21 protein-coding genes are annotated in these 18,029 nt (G+C 36.6%); 1 reads left to right on the top strand and 20 read right to left on the bottom strand.

Annotation, left to right across the window (positions count from 1 at the left end):
• Nucleotides 1-21: 21 nt before the first annotated feature.
• The 12 genes from recN to accB form a co-directional block, all read right to left on the bottom strand.
• Nucleotides 22-1,761 carry a DNA repair protein RecN gene (recN, locus tag AC3EMB_RS20465; RefSeq protein WP_000947734.1) on the bottom strand — a complete coding sequence of 580 codons (1,740 nt, stop codon included), beginning with the start codon at nucleotides 1,759-1,761 and terminating at the stop codon, nucleotides 22-24.
• Nucleotides 1,762-2,025: 264 nt separating this feature from the next.
• Nucleotides 2,026-2,475 carry an arginine repressor ArgR gene (gene argR / locus AC3EMB_RS20470; RefSeq protein WP_001032580.1) on the bottom strand — a complete coding sequence of 150 codons (450 nt, stop codon included), beginning with the start codon at nucleotides 2,473-2,475 and terminating at the stop codon, nucleotides 2,026-2,028.
• 142 nt (nucleotides 2,476-2,617) lie between these two features.
• Entirely contained in the window at nucleotides 2,618-3,457 is an 840-nt protein-coding gene (locus tag AC3EMB_RS20475; protein ID WP_000111872.1) for a TlyA family RNA methyltransferase, read from the bottom strand.
• A gap of 3 nt (nucleotides 3,458-3,460) precedes the next feature.
• Nucleotides 3,461-5,353, bottom strand: a complete 1,893-nt coding sequence (gene dxs / locus AC3EMB_RS20480; protein ID WP_000366452.1) for a 1-deoxy-D-xylulose-5-phosphate synthase — start codon at nucleotides 5,351-5,353, stop codon at nucleotides 3,461-3,463.
• A 301-nt stretch (nucleotides 5,354-5,654) separates the two neighbouring features.
• Nucleotides 5,655-6,545: a (2E,6E)-farnesyl diphosphate synthase gene (ispA, locus tag AC3EMB_RS20485; protein WP_000150374.1), complete on the bottom strand. Its 891-nt coding sequence runs from the start codon at nucleotides 6,543-6,545 to the stop codon at nucleotides 5,655-5,657.
• On the bottom strand, nucleotides 6,545-6,775 hold the full coding sequence (gene xseB / locus AC3EMB_RS20490) for an exodeoxyribonuclease VII small subunit (protein ID WP_000428423.1): 231 nt from the start codon (nucleotides 6,773-6,775) through the stop codon (nucleotides 6,545-6,547). The genes ispA and xseB overlap by 1 nt, the downstream gene beginning before the upstream one ends.
• Nucleotides 6,765-8,123: an exodeoxyribonuclease VII large subunit gene (gene xseA / locus AC3EMB_RS20495; protein WP_000415244.1), complete on the bottom strand. Its 1,359-nt coding sequence runs from the start codon at nucleotides 8,121-8,123 to the stop codon at nucleotides 6,765-6,767. Before xseA ends, xseB begins: the two co-directional genes overlap by 11 nt.
• Before the next feature lie 26 nt (nucleotides 8,124-8,149).
• On the bottom strand, nucleotides 8,150-9,010 hold the full coding sequence (gene folD / locus AC3EMB_RS20500; RefSeq protein ID WP_000226732.1) for a bifunctional methylenetetrahydrofolate dehydrogenase/methenyltetrahydrofolate cyclohydrolase FolD: 861 nt from the start codon (nucleotides 9,008-9,010) through the stop codon (nucleotides 8,150-8,152).
• A gap of 23 nt (nucleotides 9,011-9,033) precedes the next feature.
• Nucleotides 9,034-9,426 carry a N utilization substance protein NusB gene (gene nusB, locus AC3EMB_RS20505; protein ID WP_000830247.1) on the bottom strand — a complete coding sequence of 131 codons (393 nt, stop codon included), beginning with the start codon at nucleotides 9,424-9,426 and terminating at the stop codon, nucleotides 9,034-9,036.
• A gap of 346 nt (nucleotides 9,427-9,772) precedes the next feature.
• Nucleotides 9,773-10,165 carry an Asp23/Gls24 family envelope stress response protein gene (locus AC3EMB_RS20510; RefSeq protein WP_000807630.1) on the bottom strand — a complete coding sequence of 131 codons (393 nt, stop codon included), beginning with the start codon at nucleotides 10,163-10,165 and terminating at the stop codon, nucleotides 9,773-9,775.
• Between the two features lie 22 nt (nucleotides 10,166-10,187).
• On the bottom strand, nucleotides 10,188-11,540 hold the full coding sequence (accC, locus tag AC3EMB_RS20515; RefSeq protein WP_000592870.1) for an acetyl-CoA carboxylase biotin carboxylase subunit: 1,353 nt from the start codon (nucleotides 11,538-11,540) through the stop codon (nucleotides 10,188-10,190).
• A 16-nt stretch (nucleotides 11,541-11,556) separates the two neighbouring features.
• Nucleotides 11,557-12,045, bottom strand: coding sequence for an acetyl-CoA carboxylase biotin carboxyl carrier protein (gene accB / locus AC3EMB_RS20520; protein ID WP_000472863.1), 489 nt, complete (start codon nucleotides 12,043-12,045; stop codon nucleotides 11,557-11,559).
• 469 nt (nucleotides 12,046-12,514) lie between these two features.
• On the opposite strand from accB, the gene AC3EMB_RS20525 reads away from it, so the two are divergent.
• Nucleotides 12,515-12,709, top strand: coding sequence for a hypothetical protein (locus AC3EMB_RS20525; protein ID WP_002000935.1), 195 nt, complete (start codon nucleotides 12,515-12,517; stop codon nucleotides 12,707-12,709).
• Nucleotides 12,710-12,822: 113 nt separating this feature from the next.
• Here AC3EMB_RS20525 and AC3EMB_RS20530 read toward each other — a convergent pair whose 3' ends face one another.
• Genes AC3EMB_RS20530 through spoIIIAA form a run of 8 tightly spaced genes read right to left on the bottom strand, consistent with a single transcriptional unit; the run spans nucleotide 12,823 to nucleotide 18,023 of the window.
• Nucleotides 12,823-13,467: a SpoIIIAH-like family protein gene (locus AC3EMB_RS20530; RefSeq protein ID WP_065485172.1), complete on the bottom strand. Its 645-nt coding sequence runs from the start codon at nucleotides 13,465-13,467 to the stop codon at nucleotides 12,823-12,825.
• Nucleotides 13,468-13,482: 15 nt separating this feature from the next.
• Nucleotides 13,483-14,145, bottom strand: a complete 663-nt coding sequence (gene spoIIIAG, locus AC3EMB_RS20535) for a stage III sporulation protein AG (protein ID WP_000368890.1) — start codon at nucleotides 14,143-14,145, stop codon at nucleotides 13,483-13,485.
• Nucleotides 14,135-14,767, bottom strand: coding sequence for a stage III sporulation protein AF (gene spoIIIAF / locus AC3EMB_RS20540; protein WP_001161037.1), 633 nt, complete (start codon nucleotides 14,765-14,767; stop codon nucleotides 14,135-14,137). The genes spoIIIAG and spoIIIAF overlap by 11 nt, the downstream gene beginning before the upstream one ends.
• Nucleotides 14,768-14,779: 12 nt before the next feature.
• Nucleotides 14,780-15,952: a stage III sporulation protein AE gene (spoIIIAE, locus tag AC3EMB_RS20545; RefSeq protein ID WP_000946113.1), complete on the bottom strand. Its 1,173-nt coding sequence runs from the start codon at nucleotides 15,950-15,952 to the stop codon at nucleotides 14,780-14,782.
• Between the two features lie 10 nt (nucleotides 15,953-15,962).
• Nucleotides 15,963-16,346 carry a stage III sporulation protein AD gene (gene spoIIIAD, locus AC3EMB_RS20550; protein ID WP_077393170.1) on the bottom strand — a complete coding sequence of 128 codons (384 nt, stop codon included), beginning with the start codon at nucleotides 16,344-16,346 and terminating at the stop codon, nucleotides 15,963-15,965.
• Between the two features lie 23 nt (nucleotides 16,347-16,369).
• Nucleotides 16,370-16,573, bottom strand: a complete 204-nt coding sequence (gene spoIIIAC, locus AC3EMB_RS20555; RefSeq protein WP_000020914.1) for a stage III sporulation protein AC — start codon at nucleotides 16,571-16,573, stop codon at nucleotides 16,370-16,372.
• 14 nt (nucleotides 16,574-16,587) lie between these two features.
• A complete protein-coding gene (spoIIIAB, locus tag AC3EMB_RS20560) occupies nucleotides 16,588-17,103 on the bottom strand; it encodes a stage III sporulation protein SpoIIIAB (protein ID WP_000238703.1) in 516 nt (171 codons plus the stop codon).
• Complete coding sequence (gene spoIIIAA, locus AC3EMB_RS20565; protein WP_000665907.1) at nucleotides 17,097-18,023, bottom strand: stage III sporulation protein AA; 927 nt, start codon at nucleotides 18,021-18,023, stop codon at nucleotides 17,097-17,099. The genes spoIIIAB and spoIIIAA overlap by 7 nt, the downstream gene beginning before the upstream one ends.
• Between the last annotated feature and the right edge of the window lie 6 nt (nucleotides 18,024-18,029).

Consider the following 18,029-nt stretch of genomic DNA (forward strand, 5'->3'; position numbering starts at 1 on the left):
TTTGAGAAAAAAAGCTATCCATTACTGGATAGCCTCTGCTGTCTGTTTAAAATGATGCGCTTGCGTAAGTAATTCTTTCGCATGCTCCGTCGTTAAATCTGTGATTTCCACACCAGAAATCATTCGAGCTATTTCTGTTACTTTATCCTCCATAGTTAAAACAGTAACTGATGTAATTGTCCGATCATTCGCTACTTGTTTTCGAATAAATAAATGCGAATCTGCCATTGAAGCTACTTGAGGTAAGTGCGTAATACAAAGTACTTGCGAGTTTACTGATACTCGATAAATTTTTTCAGCAATAGCCTGTGCGACCCGGCCACTTACACCCGTATCCACTTCATCAAAAATAACAGATGCAACCCCTTGATGCTTAGAAAAAATGCTTTTTAAAGCTAAAATGATACGAGATAACTCTCCGCCAGAAGCAACCTTTGAAAGTGGTTTTAGCGGCTCTCCTGGGTTGGTCGAAATATAAAATTCCACATGATCGTAACCATCTGCCGTAAGTCTTACCGGTGCACCTTCCACAAGGGGCTCTTCTGCATTTCCTTCTCTCTTCATAATTCTCACTTCAAATTTCGTTTTTTCCATATATAATTCTTTTAATTCCTGATGAATTGCATTTGTAAGGTGTTCTGCAAGCTCATGACGCATATTACTTAACAACGTTGCTTCTTTCAGAATAACACTTTCTAATTCCTTCAACTGTTTCTTCGTCGTTTCAATATGAACGTCTTTATTTTCAATTGTAAATATTTCTTGTTCAATTTTATCTGCATACGCTAAAATCTCTTCTACAGTATTTCCATATTTTCTCTTTAGCATACGAATTTCATTCAAACGTGTTTCGATTTCATCTAAACGATTTGGATCATATTCCATCATATCGAGCTTTTCTCTCAGTTGATATGCAACCTCTTCTAATAAGTAATAGCTATTTGCAATTGAATCATGATTCTCTTGATACATTTCATCTAAATGTGTAATACTTTCCATTTGTCCCATTGCGCTTCTTACATTATCTAATCCTTGTCCGTCAGCACTCAATGAACGATATGCATCACCTAATGCTTTATAAATCTTTTCAAAATTAGAAATTTGCAATCGTTCCTCAGTTAATTCATTTTCTTCATCCATCTTTAAATCAGCTTTGCGAATTTCTTCATGCTGAAATTGAATTAAATCTAAGCGATGTGCCATCTGTTGTTCATTTTCACTTAACGATTTCAATTGTTTTTTTAATTTTTCATAGTCAGCGTATACGTTTTGATATATGTCTAGTTGTTTAACGATTCGATCCCCATCAAAGTGATCAAGCATAAACAGATGTCGTTCTTCATTCATTAAATCTTGCGTTTCATGCTGTCCATGAATATCAACAAGTGTTTTCCCAATTTCTTTTAATATGCTAAGTGTAACAAGCTTCCCATTTACACGACATACACTCTTCCCGTTCGCAGCAATATCACGCTTTAAAATAATCATGCCATCTTCTATTTCTATATCTAACTCTTCTGCCTTTTCAATACATGGATGCTTATCATCTTCAACATAAAACAGCCCTTCAATCTCAGCCTTTTCTGTTCCATATCGAACAAATTCTGCTGACCCACGGCCACCTACAAGTAAACTAATCGCATCAATAATAATCGATTTTCCGGCCCCTGTTTCACCGCTTAAAACCGTTAAACCTTTTTGAAAAGAAATATTTAATGCTTCAATAATAGCAAAGTTTCTAATCGATAATTCCGATAACAATGCCCCATTCACCTCGTTATAAAATAATCCCTTACTAAAGGATTTTCTCATTTCTTCATTCAAATAATCATGCTATATATTTGTATGTATATACTCTTCTAACCCGCTTCATTGTACCAAACATTTGTTTTACGGGTCAATCCATCTATTTTCTAACTTTATGCAAACAAAATATTATATTACAATTGAAAAATCATATTTTTGACCAATAAAAATATCTTGTTCACTTCCCACTTTACGATGGAAAGCAAACAAGATTTTTTGTTACAACATATTTAAGAAACGATCAGAGACAACACCTGTATCGTCAGGTGTACGGCAAATAATTAAGCAAGTATCATCACCACAGATGGTTCCGATGATCTCATCCCACTCTAAATGATCAATAAGTGCTCCAAGTGAATGAGCGTTACCAGGCAATGTTTTTAGCACAAGCATATGTCCTGCCGTGTCTAATTTTACAAATGAATCCACTAGATTTCGTTTTAATTTTTGTAACGGGTTAAATCGTTGATCTGCTGGCAAGCTATATTTATAGCGCCCATCATGTAATGGCACCTTCACTAAGTGCAGTTCTTTAATATCGCGCGATACTGTTGCTTGCGTTACATTAAATCCCTCATTACGTAAAATATCAACTAATTCATCTTGTGTTTCAATTTCTTTGTTTGCAATAATTTCCCTGATTTTAATATGGCGCTGACCTTTATTCATACATTTGCACCTCACACTATCTCTTACCATAGTTTAAACATTGGTATACTTCACTTATTTATGTTAACTTATAATTCGTTTCTTGTACACAATTGTTTTTACAATCATTATACAATTACAGCAAAAAGAGGAACAACATATGTTATTCCCCTTTCCCTTTTTGTTTTAGAACGTCATGTGCTTCTGTAACAACTTGCTCTATAGAAATCGGAGAATGATTTTCGCCATTCTCACGTTCACCATGCCATTTCAGATGAATTAAAAATTCAATATTACCATCCCCACCCGTAATTGGTGAGAATGTTAAACCTTCCACATCATAGCCCTCTTTTAAAGCAAAATCGACAATCATTTCTACAACAGCTTCATGTACTTTTCTATCACGAACGATACCTTTTTTCCCAACTTGCTCTCTTCCAGCTTCAAACTGCGGTTTAATTAACGCTGCTACATCTCCGTTAGGCATAAGCATTGTTTTTAAAACTGGCAGTATAAGCTTTAATGATATAAATGAAACATCAATACTTGCAAATTGAGGTAAACCACGTTCTAAGTCTGCTGGTGTCACGTAACGGAAGTTTGTTCGTTCCATTACAACAACACGCTCATCCTGACGTAATTTCCACGCTAGTTGATTGTATCCTACATCTAATGCATAAGATAATTTCGCTCCATTTTGAAGCGCGCAATCTGTAAAGCCACCAGTTGATGAACCAATATCTATCATAACTTTATCTTGTAAATCAAGATGAAATGTCTCTAATGCCTTTTCAAGTTTATAACCACCACGACTTACATACGGCATAACTTGTCCCTTCACCGTAATCTCAGTATCTTGCGAGATTTTCTCTCCTGGCTTATCAAGTCTCATCTCATTTGCATATACGAGTCCGGCCATAATGGCGCGCTTTGCTTTCTCACGCGTTTCTATAAGTCCTCGCTCTACTAATAGTACATCTACTCTTTCTTTTTTTACGCTCATTTGTTACGCCCTTTTTTGTTTTGATGGAATCATTGTATGAATACGGTCTACAACAGCATCTGTCGTTAAACCAATTTCTTCTAATAATTTTGTTACACTTCCGTGCTCTATGAAGCGGTCTGGAATACCCATTCGTTCAACTAATGCACTATGGTAACCATTTTCAGATGCAAATTCAACTACTCCTGTTCCAAAACCACCGATTAAACAAGCTTCTTCAATCGTTAAAATCGGTATATTCTTCCCTAGAAGATCATGTAAATATGCTTCATCCATTGGTTTAATAAAGCGAGCATTCACTACTTTCACTGAAACCCCAGCTTTTTCAAGACGCTCAGCTGCTTCCATTGCCATTGGTATTGTCGTACCAAACGTTAAAATAGCTGCTTGTGTACCCTCTTTTAACGTCTCCCACGTACCGATTGGAATCGCCTTTAATTCTTCATCCATATGAACGCCAAGTCCATTACCACGAGCATAACGCAATGCGATTGGTCCATCTTCATATTGCATCGCCGTATAAACTAAATGTTGCCCTTCATTTTCATCTTTCGGCATCATAAGCACCATATTCGGCAAGTGACGTAAGAATGAGATATCAAATACGCCTTGATGCGTTTCACCATCTGCTCCTACTAATCCCGAGCGATCTATTCCGATGAAAACATTTAAATTTTGGCGGCATATATCATGAACAACTTGGTCATATGCTCTTTGTAAAAATGTCGAATAAATTGCTAAGAATGGCTTCATTCCTTGCGTTGCCATACCTGCTGCCATTGTTGTAGCGTGCTGTTCTGCAATACCTACATCAATCATACGATCTGGGAATTCTTTTTGGAATTTCTCAAGTTTTGATCCAACAGGCATTGCAGGTGTAATTGCTACGATACGCTCATCCGCTCTCGCTAGCTTAAGTACTGTTTCACTAACGACAGCACTCCATGCTGGTGCAACTTCTTTTGGCTTAACGAAGTCACCTGATTCAATTTTATAAGGTCCTGTTCCATGCCAAGTTCCAATAACGTCACTCTCAGCCGGTTTATAACCTTTTCCTTTTTTCGTAATAACGTGAACAAGTACTGGGCCTTTTGTTTTCTTTGCATATTGCAACGTTTCGAATAACTTTTCATAATCATGCCCATCGACTGGACCTAAATATGTAAAGCCTAACTCTTCGAAAAAGACACCAGATACTAGTAAATATTTAAGACTATCTTTTATTTTCTCTGCTGTCGCAGCCACTTTTCCGCCAACTGCTGGGATTTTCTTTAATATATACTCTAACTCATCTTTTACCCAGTGATATTTTCCTGCGGTACGTAAACGACCGAGTACATTATGAAGCGCACCAACGTTTGGTGCAATTGACATTTCATTATCATTCAAAATAACAATCATGTCTGTTTTTTCATGTCCAATATGGTTCAATGCCTCTAAGGCCATTCCACCTGTTAAAGCACCATCTCCAATAATTGGTATAACATATTCTTTCGTTTTCTTTAAATCACGTGCCAGAGCCATTCCCATTGCAGCCGATAACGAAGTCGAGCTATGACCAGTTTCCCATACATCATGCTCACTCTCGCAACGTTTCGGGAAACCACATAGACCTTGATATTGCCTTAATGTACCAAACTCTTTCGCGCGTCCAGTTAAAATTTTATGTACATAGGATTGATGTCCTACATCCCATAAAAATTTATCTTGCGGGCTATCAAATAATTTGTGCAGAGCAATTGTGAGTTCTACTACACCTAAATTAGGTGCAATATGTCCACCTGTTTGAGAGAGCTCTTCAATTAAAAACTTACGAATATCCTCACTCAATCCCTCTAGTTCACTGATAGACATATCTTTCAAAAAACTAGGGTTTTGAATTTGCGTTAGATCCACATGGATCACTCACTTTCATTTCATAATCTGTCAACATGTCAAATATTATAAAAAACATTTACACAAAACAAGAAATTCTCTTTTCTATTTTTCGTCTTGTCCCGCTATTAACCAGTCTATTGCGCCTTAATCCTATTATAAACCATATTTCTTTAGGCGATGAAAAAAATAGCCGCTAACACGAAGTGATAACGGCAATGTAATCTACATATATTTTTGCCAATAACAAGAAAAGAAAAACCTTTTCCTACATTTATATCATAAAATGATGAATGACTCAACAAATGAAAACGCTGTTATATTAGTTATTACGTTTTGCAATCAAATCGCAAATAGATAGTAAATATTCATCTTGTAATTGCAAGGAGCTAATTGCACCTTTTGCTTCTGCAATTGTTTCTTCTAAAATATCCTTTGCTCTATCTACAGTAAACAACGTCGTATATGTGCTCTTTTCATTAGAAAGATCGCTACCAATCGGTTTTCCAATCTCTTCTTCGGTGCCTTCGACATCTAAAATATCGTCTCGAATTTGGAAAGCTAGACCGATATATTTAGCAAACGTAAGCAACTTTTCTTCTTGCTCTTCTGTCGCATCAGAAAGTATCGCACCCGCAAGTACAGCAAATTCAAGCAGTTTTCCGGTCTTATGTTTATGGATGTACTCCAATTCATCAATCGTAAGGCGTTTCCCTTCAGCTTCCATATCTGCCACTTGTCCGCCAACCATTCCTTCTGGTCCTGCTGCTTTTGCAAGTTCAAGTACAAGTCTTACTTTTTTTTCTGCAGAAATTTCTTTTTGCTCATATGCCATAATAACTTGAAAAGCATACGTCAATAAGCCATCTCCTGCTAAAACTGCCATCGCTTCACCAAATACTTTGTGATTTGTGGGCTTTCCTCTTCTTAAATCATCATCATCCATACAAGGTAAATCGTCATGAACTAACGAATATGTATGAATCATTTCAAGAGCACAAGCTGCACCTACTCCAAGATTTCTTTCTTTCCCAAACGCTTGTAATGTTGCAAACAAAAGTAACGGGCGGAGACGTTTTCCACCCGCTTCTAAAGAATATGCCATCGCTTCACGAAGTACATTTGGACATTGTAATTCATTTGCATAGCTTACAAGTTTCTCTTCTACGAAAGTTTTACTTTCCTTCAAAAAAGTATCAAAAGCAATCGTCACTATGCTTCATCTCCTAAAGCAGTAAACGGTTCAAGCTCTCCATCTTCCCCAAGAATAACTGCCATTTGTTCTTGTACATTCTTCAACTTCTCATCACAAAGCTTAGATAATTCCATACCCTCTTTAAAATAAGAAATCGCTTCTTCTAAAGGTACGTCACCTTGTTCTAGCTTAGAAACAAGATGCTCAAGTTGCGAAATTGCCTCTTCAAAGCTTAATTTATTTTCCATTATTCAATTCACGCTCCTCTATGCCTGATACGCTACAATCTAGTATTCCATCTTGTAATTGAACTGAAACAGCATCTCCAAGGCTTACATCTTTCACACTTTTTAACACTTGCTTCTCTTCATCATATACAAGCCCGTACCCTCTCATCATTACTTTAAGCGGACTTAACGCTTCAAGTTTTTGAGCAGCTCTTACAAAGGCAAATTCTTTCGTTTGAAGTAACGTTTGCATTTCACGTTGTAATTGCTTTTGCAAAGTTTCAACAGCTACCTTCGTTTGAATAATTTTTTGAGATGGGTGGTGCTTCTCTAAATAAAATGAAAGTTGCTTTAACTGATTCACCTTTTTATCAATATAGCGCTCTTTCGCTAAAACAAGCTGTTCTAGCGCTCTATCTAATTGCTCTTCCTTTTGCTCATATACTTGTCTTGGATAACGGAACGCATACGATTTTTGCAACACTTGTAGTTTTTCTTCTTTTTTATGTACTAACTCTTTCATTGCTCTTTGCAATCTCAGAGTTCTTTGTAATACCTTTTCTTGTAACTCTATAATATTAGGTGCTGCTAGCTCAGCTGCTGCAGTCGGTGTTGGTGCGCGTAAATCTGCAACAAAATCTGCGATTGTAAAGTCCGTTTCATGGCCTACTGCCGAAATAATAGGAATTTCACTCTTAAAGATTGCTCTTGCAACCATTTCCTCATTGAAAGCCCATAATTCCTCAATAGAACCTCCACCACGACCAACGATTAGTACATCTATCTCTCCCATTTCATTCGCTGTACGAATCGCTTGTACAATCGAGGGAGCCGCTGACTCCCCTTGTACAAGTACCGGAAATACAATAACATTCCCAATTGGATAACGACGTTTAATCGTTGTTATAATATCACGAATCGCTGCTCCTGTTGGCGACGTAATCACACCTATTGTTTTAGCGTAAGGAGGAATTGCTTTTTTATAAACTTGAGAAAAAAGTCCTTCTTCTTCTAAGCGAACTTTTAACTGTTCGTACGCTAAATGTAAATTTCCGACTCCGTCAGGCTGCATGTCTTGAATATAAATTTGATAAGAACCACTCGCCTCGTAAACAGAGATTTTCCCTTTCACGAGTACCTTCATCCCATTTTCAGGTTTGAATTTAATATTACGATTATGACCCGCAAACATAACCGCTGCGATTCTTGCATTTTCATCTTTCAATGTAAAATACATGTGGCCACGGCTATGATTTTTAAAGTTGGAAATTTCACCTTTTAACCAAACAGACTGCAAATGCGGATCATATTCTATTTTTGTTTTTATATAGCGTGTTAACGCTGTAACGGTTAAATATTGCTTCTCCATTTCTCTCTCCTCATAGCCGACTCAAATTATTTACAAACGACACCTGCACGTTTGGCAGATTCAACAGTATTATGAAGAAGCATTGTGATTGTCATTGGACCAACACCCTTTGGCACAGGTGTAATGTAACCCGCAACATCTAACACGTTGTCAAAGTCAACATCACCACAAAGTTTTCCTGTTTCTAAACGGTTAACACCAACGTCAATTACAACCGCTCCTTCTTTAATATAATCCGCTGTTATCATTTTAGGTCGTCCAACAGCTACGATTAAAATATCAGCTAACTTCGATAACTCTTTCATATTTTGCGTCTTAGAATGACAATATGTGACAGTTGCATTTTCATTTAAAAACAATTGCCCCACTGGTTTACCGACAATATTACTTCTTCCAATTACTACTACATGTTTTCCAGAAATATCAAGATTTGTTTCTTTTACTAATTCTACAATACCATGCGGTGTACATGGAAGGAATGTATCTTGTCCCGTCATCATACGTCCCACGCTGATTGGGTGAAATCCGTCTACATCCTTTTCTGGTGAAATTCTTTCAATGATAGCTTTTTCTTCAATATGTTTTGGTAAAGGTAATTGCACTAATATGCCATTAATACGGTCATCGCCATTTAAGCGATCGATTTCAGCAAGCAAACGTTCCTCAGTAATTGTTTCAGGAAGTTCAATTAGCTCTGAGTAAATCCCTACTTGTTCACAGCCTTTTTCTTTTCCTTTCACATAAGAACGAGATGCTGGATCTTCTCCAACTAAAATAACTGCTAACCCTGGTACAATACCTTGCTCTTTCAACTTCACAACTTCTTCTGTTAATTGTGCTCGTTTTTTCTCCGCAACTTCATTTCCTTTGATGATTACTGCTACCATTTTAAGATTCCCCCTTAAAGAATTTACAGTGTATCTTTTATATTAGATAAAACGCCGTTAATAAAACGACGAGATTCCTCATCCCCAAATGTTTTAGCAATTTCAATTGCTTCGTTAATTGTTACGTTGTGTGGAATTTCTTCCATGTATTTCATTTCATACACAGCTACACGTAAAATACTGCGATCAACAATGCTAATACGCTCAAGCTTCCACTTTTTTAAGTTTTGACGAATCGCTTCATCGATTGCTTCTTTATTTTCTACAAAACCTACTACAAGTGACTCTAGAAACTCATTTGTTTCTTCGCCTTCATCTAGCGTGTTTTCCACTGCTACTTTCGGTTCTAATTCACCTGTAATATCCATTTGGTATAATGCTTGCATTGCTCTTTCTCTAGCCGTCCTACGTTTCATTGTAACTCTCCTTTATGCTTCAAGTCTTTCCTTATACTTTGTTATATTATTATAATTTATAAGCCGTCAATTCACTTACTCTTACAGTTTTCATTGATTTTCCAACCTTATAATACAATGATAATAACACAATTTATCGTTTCACACACGGGTTACAAGGCTGAAAAATAATAAAAAGATTAACTTCAAGTTCCATATCTTATCACAATGTACGTTTTTTGGAAAAACGACACATTTTCTTGTTTATTTCTTATTTTTTGAAATAGTATAATAATTAGAGGGTTGTAATTTGTGAAGAAATGAAACGATAAAAAAGATGCCTATGTTACTAGGCACCTTTTCATTCTTACACTGGTTCGATTTCTGTTTTTTGTGTTTCGAATGTTACGCCAACGATGTGAACATTCACTTCTTTTGGCTCAAGTCCTGTCATCGTAAAGAGTGCTTGGCGAATATTGTCTTGAATCTTTTGTGCAACAACTGGAATTGCTACACCAAAATACATTACAACATAAAGGTCAACGATAATATCTTCGTTTGCTAATTCAACCTTTACACCTTTACCATGATTTTTCTTACCTAACTTCTCAACAACATCTGTAGCAAAATTACCGCGCATTGCCGCTACACCTTCTACTTCAGCAGCTGCAATACCTGCAATTACTTCAATTACTTCTGGTGCAATTTCTACTTTACCAAGAGTTGTATCTTGACCCATATCTAACATATGTTCAGCCATGAAAAAAACCTCCTTTAATGTATCACTGCGTCACAAGTTCATGCTCTTCCAAAAATTTCGTATTAAACTCACCTTTTACAAAATCAGGATGATCTAGCAATTGCAAATGGAACGGGATTGTTGTATGTACGCCTTCAATGACAAATTCACTAAGTGCGCGCTTCATTTTTGCAATTGCCTCTTCACGTGTTTTTCCGTGAACAATTAATTTAGCAACCATCGAATCATAGAAAGGTGGGATTGAATATCCCGGATATACAGCTGAATCGACGCGAATACCAAATCCTCCTGGTGGTAAGTACATTTCTACTTTACCTGGAGATGGCATAAATTTTTTGGCAGGGTTTTCCGCATTAATTCGACATTCAATTGCCCAACCATTAAATTGTACTTCTTCTTGCTGTAACGATAACTTTTCTCCTGAAGCAACAAGAATTTGTTCTTTAATTAAGTCCATTCCCGTTACCATTTCAGTAACCGGATGCTCAACCTGAATTCTCGTATTCATCTCCATGAAATAAAAGGTTTTCGTTTTATATTCATAAATAAACTCAACCGTACCAGCACCTGTATAATCAACCGCTACCGCCGCTTTAACTGCCGCTTCACCCATCTGCTTGCGAATATCTTCATCAAGTGCAGGTGATGGACTTTCTTCTAATAGTTTTTGCAAACGGCGCTGAATTGTACAATCACGCTCTCCTAAATGAATGGCATTTCCGTGTGTATCTGCCATTATTTGAATCTCAACATGGCGGAAATCTTCAACGTACTTTTCTAAGTATACACCAGGGTTCCCAAAAGCGGTACTAGCTTCTTGCTGTGTAATTTGAATTCCTTTTATAAGCTCTTCTTCATGGCGTGCAACACGAATACCTTTTCCGCCGCCACCTGCAGTCGCTTTAATAATAACTGGATATCCAATTTGATTAGCAAGCTCGATCGCTTCTTCGGTATTTTTAATAATCCCTTGTGAACCTGGTACAATCGGAACCCCTGCTTCTTTCATTGTATCACGAGCAACGTCTTTTGTGCCCATCTTTGAAATAGCTTCTGGACTTGGACCGATAAAAATCAAGTTACATTCACGGCATAACTCTGCGAAATCTGCATTCTCTGCTAAAAATCCATATCCCGGATGAATAGCATCGCAGCCTGTTAACTTCGCAACGCTAATAATGTTCGTCAAATTTAAATAGCTTTCTTTCGAAATCGTTGGTCCTACACAATACGCCTCGTCTGCAATCTGTACGTGAAGTGACTCTTTATCTGCTTCTGAATAAATTGCAACTGTTTCAATATCCATTTCTTTACAAGCACGAATAATTCGTACAGCAATTTCCCCACGATTGGCTATTAATACTTTTTTTATCATCACAAAGACTCCCTTATTACGCTTTTACAAGAAATAGCGGTTGTCCATACTCAACAAGCTGTCCGTTATTAACAAGAATTTCAACAATTTCGCCCTCTACATCAGCATCAATTTCGTTAAATAACTTCATAGCCTCGACAATACATACGATAGAATCTTTCGATACTCTATCCCCAACACTTACATATGGAGGTGTATCAGGTGAAGAAGAAGAATAGAATGTACCTACCATTGGTGAGGTGATCTTATGTAGGTTTTCATCTTGAACAGTTTTCTTCTCTTCTTGTTTTGGCGCTTCTGCTTGCGCTGCTGCTACTGTCGTTTCAACTTCAACAGGCGCTACTGGTTGCATAGCTTGTTTTGCTGCAGGTGCTTGCACAGCAACAACTTCATTACCACGCTTTTTCATTTTGATTGTTGTACCGTCTTTTTTGTATTCAAATTCATCAATATTAGAGCTATCAATTAATTTAATTAATTCACGAACTTCTTGAATTTTAAACATGTAAAATCCACTCCCATACTCTTGTTTGTCCCGTTTTTACAGATTCTCGTCACGAAAACTAGATTGACTGTAAAAATACGATGTATTCTATTAGAAAATATATTTCATTAACTAATAGAAATATTTACTATTTCCATCTTACGATAAATTTTTTAAACATTCCAATTTATATTTCTTTATAATAAATCGAAACTCCTGTAAAAATATTATTCCAACAAAAATTTAATACCTAGTAATAATACCAAGTTTCACATGAAATTGGCAAGACCACTTCTTAAAAAACATTCACTACTTTAGCAAAACGTTACACAGCAAACATGCCATTCCCTCTCCACTCTTCACTACCCCTATAGTCAATAACATATTTTTACCAAATATTATTTTTTTGTTTACACGCCGTTCATCATTCCTTCATATAAGAATAGTATGTTCAAAGTGTAGAAAATATATTGTGTCGAGGTGTGGAAATATGATATGGCTCATTCTCTTTTTACCTGCTGTAATCGTTTGGGCATGTGTTCTTTGCATCCACGTCAAATCCGGAAAAAGTAATCATCAGTACCATGAACCATTAATCTTTTACTCGCAACGTGTTTCTCCATTCCGAGTTGAACATAGTAAAAATAACTACAAAGACGAAATAGAAAAAAGCTATCGAAAATGATAGCTTTTTTCTATTCACACGTTTACTTACATACTCTATTTTACTATTTGCATACCCTTTGCTTAGTAAAAGATAATAATCCGCAGGGAAATCCCTGCGGATTAAAGTTTCACTTATTTCGCTGGTGGATCAAATTTCACACCTACATCTTTTGATCCGCCTTCACTTCTTACAAGTTGAATAATTTTATTTGCTTCTTTCTGTGAATGTTTTGCCGCTTTAACCGTTACTCTAATGTCAGTACCATCAGCTCTTACAAGAGCATCTGGATATCCTCCTTGAGATTTAATTACTGTCTCAAGTAATTCTTGCTTCGTTTCCATTGTCGTAATGGCATCAAAATTTTCTTTTGCTTTATTCTTTTCTGTTGCTGAAGCTTTTGTTGAACTCATCACTTCTTGTAATTTTGCTTTCGCTTCACTACGCTGATCTTCCATTTGCATACGTAAAGCTGTGAAATTCTCATCACTTGATTGAACTGATACATTGCCCTCTTTTTTACTTGTTTCTTTTTTTGCATTTTCTTTTTTGTCTGTTTCTTTATTTGTTGTTTCCTTGCTTGTATTTTCTTTTTTCGGAGTTTCTTTAGGCGCTTCGTTTGTTACTGCTTTATCAGTACCTTGTTTTTCTTGTCCAATCTTTTCACCTGTTGCCGGCGATGCTGTATTCATTTTGTCAGGAGTTGTCACGTAATACACAGATAGTACAACAACTAAACTTAACATCGTTAATAACCAAACTGTTTGTTTTTTTAACACTTTATTTCCTCCCTATCAATTTTTCGGTGAAACTGAAACGCGATGGGCCGGTACATCTAGCAGCCTTATCACAGCTTCTTTTACCATTGCTTTAACTTGTATATTATCCACTCCCTTTGCTACGACAAGAACACCACGTACTTTCGGCTTCTCTGTTCGTAAAACAACAGGAGTTTCTTTATCCCCTTCACGTATAATGACAGTCTTTTCATCAAGAGACTCGTCCTCTACTTCTCTCTTACCGCCTGTTTTATCTGTTTCACCTGTTGTTTGTGAGCGTTTCACTGTATTTTTTTCTAAAATTTTTTCTTCAGATGAATCTAAATTCACTTTAATCGTTACGTCTTTTACTCCTGCTATTTCTTCTAAAGCAGTTTTTAATTCTTGTTCATACGCTTTTTCATATTTTTCTACATTTGACATACTATCATTACTTTTTTGTCCGAAAGTTGGTACGTCTTTTTCTTGATTTTGAGTTTTTTGTTCTTTAAATACAGGTACTTCTTCTTTTTTACTTGAAAAGAGACTACTAGAAAACATAAGCAAAATTCCAAGTATGAGTAGGACAAGTAAAAACTTAGGTGTTACCTTTTTACCCTTCTCGTTGCTTTCTTTTTGATCCCCATTCAATAAGTTTCGAAAAAATGAGAACTTCGAATTTTTATCTTTATTGTCCATTTACTCTACCTGTCCTCCCTTCCATTTGAACTTGGATTTGTTTACCCTCTAGTTGCCACCTGCTTGAAAAGAAATCTTTCATTTCTACATTCGTTTCTTCCACTTTTTTTGGAGGCTCTTTCGTGTTAATTTCAATTGGCTTTACTGTTTCGATTGCATCATTTTTACTACGTTCTTTTTCTTTCAACGTCACAACAACAGATTGAATATCTTTCGCTGACTTTACTTCTTCTGTATTTTCTGCTGCGACTATTTGTATTTCAGAGACAGTCATACCATACTTTTTCTCAAACTCTTTTCCTACTTCTTTTTTCATTTTGGTAGCCATCTCTTCTAAACTATATGCACGTGTTAGAGCTTGTATTTCTTTTTTCTTCGAATCTATTGAATTTTTTACAGATCCTTCTGCTACGTACTTTTCTTCATTAAAATTTGCAATTACTTCATTTACATCTGTCTGCAATAGTTTAAAAAGGGGCGTTAAAATTAATACGACTAACAAAAGACTTACAACGAATTTAACGTATTTTTGCAAATTCGAATTTGGAAGAATAAGATGAAGCATTGTTGCTAAGAGCAAAAAAACGATAATATTTCTGATCCACTCTGTAACAAATTGCATACTCTTCACCTCCTACCGCATCATGAGTGTAATATTCCCCGCAGCAATAATAATTGTAATACTTAAAAAGAACATAAATGATACGATAGCTAAGCAAGCAAATACGTAAATGATGCTTCGTCCAATAATGTCTAAACATTGAATAATTGCTCCGCCGCCAACCGGTTGCAATACTGCTGCTGCGAATTTATAAATAAATGCAATACAGAAAATTTGAATCGCTGGAAAAGCAACAATTAAGCATAAAATGACGAGCCCAATAATTCCGACTGTGTTTTTCAATAATCCTGATGCGCTAATAACAGTATCTGCCGCTTCTGTAAACATCCTTCCAACTACTGGAATGAAGTTTCCTGTTACAAATTTAGCAGTTTTCACAGCTATTCCATCAGCAACAGCTGTTGCTGTCCCTTGTACAGATAATACTCCTAAAAAAATTGTTAAAAAGACACCGATAATCCCTACGCTAACGTTTTGCAGAAGCTTGGATAATTTCGTCACTTTATATTGATCACTCATTGTACTTACAATACTTAATATCGTTGCCAGTAATAAAAGTGGTAGAACGATATAATTCATAAGAAGCCCACTCGTATTCATTAAGAAAATGATAACCGGATGAAAAAATGATACAGATACAACCCCGCCCCCAGTTGCTATAAGCGCCAGCAAAATTGGCAATAACGCTAATATGAAATCTACCATTGTTTGTATCGTTTCTCTTGCATATGTCATAACGACATAAAAACTATTTAAAGCAAAAATAATAAGTACCATATACACAACAGCATCAGCAATTTTACTTACGCTACTTTTTGAAAAAGCGGATTGCAGTGATTGCAACAATGCACTAAAGATTGTGAGCATAATAAGTGTGCCAAGCAGTTTTCCATTAGCAGCAAGCTCATGAAATAAATATTTTAATAACCCTATCATCCACTCTTTTAGAGAGAATTCTTTTTCTCCCTTTACAAACTCCATAAAGCTCCCTTTTTGACTCTCTGGCAAATAGCCTCCATATTTTGTAACAAGCCCGTCCCAAAATTGCTTCACATCTTCAATTCCGAGCTTATCCAATTGTTGATCAACGACGTTTGTTTCTACAGGAGAAGCTTGTACAACAACCGGTAAAGAAAAGAAAAGGAAGCAAGCAAATAGCAGCTTAGCTCCAAACCTCCTCAACATTCACTCCCCCTTATCCCGTCGGTAAAAATCCGAGAATAGTTTCAATTACAACCGTCAAAATAGGAATCGCCATAACGAGAATTAAGATTTTCCCAGCAAGTTCAATTTTCGAAGCGATGGCACCTTGACCAGCATCTTTTGTAATTTGGGCTCCAAACTCAGCAATATAAGCAATTCCAATAATCTTTAGTAACGTTTCCACGTAGACGTTACTAACTTTCGCTTCACTTGCTACTCTCTCAATCATTTGTAAAATAGAATGAATTTGATCGATTAAAATAAGAAACATCACGCTACCTACGAACACAATAAATAAAGATGTAATACTAGATTTATGCTGATTCAAAACAGCAGCTAAAAACGTAGCAACGAGGCCTAATCCGACAATTTGTATAATTTCGATTCGAACCGCCTCCTTTACTGGAAGAGAAAGACACTTTTAATCTTGTCAAATAGCGTGTTAATTAAAAATGCAACATGAAATAAAATGACGACAAAACCGACAAGGATAACCCAATTTGCAATATCCTCCCGCTTTAATTCTTTTAGTACAGTATGAATGAAAGCTAAAACAATGCCGATTCCGGCGATTTGAAATATTAATCCAACATCAATGGACATCGCCTTTCTCCCCCCTATAGCAGTAAAATTACAATAAGTAGCCCTGCTAGTACCCCTAAGCTCTTAATCATTTTTTCGTATTGCAGTTGTAGTGCTTTCGCTTCTCCTTCTTCTCTCTCCAAATGTGTAATACATAAGCGAATATGTTTTTGTTGTGATTCACGATCATGTTGCCCGAGCGTTTCACCAAATTGCTGCAGTATTTCATACTCAGTTTGTTGAAATGCGGTTAACTTCCAGTTCTCTTTCAAACTATCTATCCACGCTTCTCTTACTGTTTGTTCCCCGCTTTGTAGTCTTCTGGCGAAACTTTGAAATATCCAATTTAATGGCTTTGGCATTTGTTTAACTAATCGCTCGGCAGCCTCAGATAAAGGTGTGTGTCCATACATAATTTCTGCTTCTAATGATTGAAGTGCTGATTTTAATAATCTAAGTTGCCTCGGCCTCTCACTATATCTTTTAGCGTATGAAAATCCGAAAAAGGTGCTGACCGCAACGATTAACACTGCACCGAATATTTTCACCATACGCCCTCAGCCTTTCTACTTGATAGCACTGGTTTTCCATATTTATCTTTCACCTGCATAACCGTTCCTGGACCCCTCGCTTTTGACAACTCCACAAACCTATCAAATATACCAAGCTCTAGCACTGCCTTTAGCGATGGACGTCTCACAACATCCTCATAGGAAAATCCGTGTGCACTTATAAAAAGCTGAACACCTGCATGCACTGCCTCCATAATTGCTTCACTATCTTCTTTACGGCCAATTTCATCTACGATCAAAATATCAGGACTCATAGAACGAATCATCATCATCATTCCTTCTGCCTTTGGACACGCGTCTAACACATCGACTCGGGTACCAAAATCATATTGCGGGATCCCTTTCACACAGCCAGCAATTTCTGACCGTTCATCAACGATCCCCACTTTACAAGAAGGAATTTCCGAAGCACTTACTCCTTGACTCATGCAACGAGCTACATCTCTTAAAAGTGTCGTTTTTCCCGTTTGCGGAGGGCCAATTACCATCGTGTTTAACCATCTTTTTTCATACAAATATGGCAAAAGCGGTTCAGCAATCCCTATTTTTTGACGAGCAATACGAATATTAAAGGAAGAGACATCACGAATCATTTTCACTGCGCTTTTTTCTGTAATGACTTTTCCCGCTAATCCGATTCTATGCCCCCCGCGAAGTGTCACATACCCACGTTTTAATTCCTCTTCCATCGTATAAATTGAGAATTGACTTAACTTATTCAGTAAGTAAATAGCATCCTCTGCAGTAGTGATATAGTCATAAAAAAACACCTTTCCGTGTGCAATACACTCTAGCGGTCTTCCAATTCGAACACGAATTTCCTCTAAAGCATCGTATTGCTTACATTCTTCAATTAAATACTTCATCGTTTTTGGTAAAACTTCTAATACCTCTTTCATCGGCTT

It is taken from the genome of Bacillus sp. LQ16 (assembly GCF_057784645.1).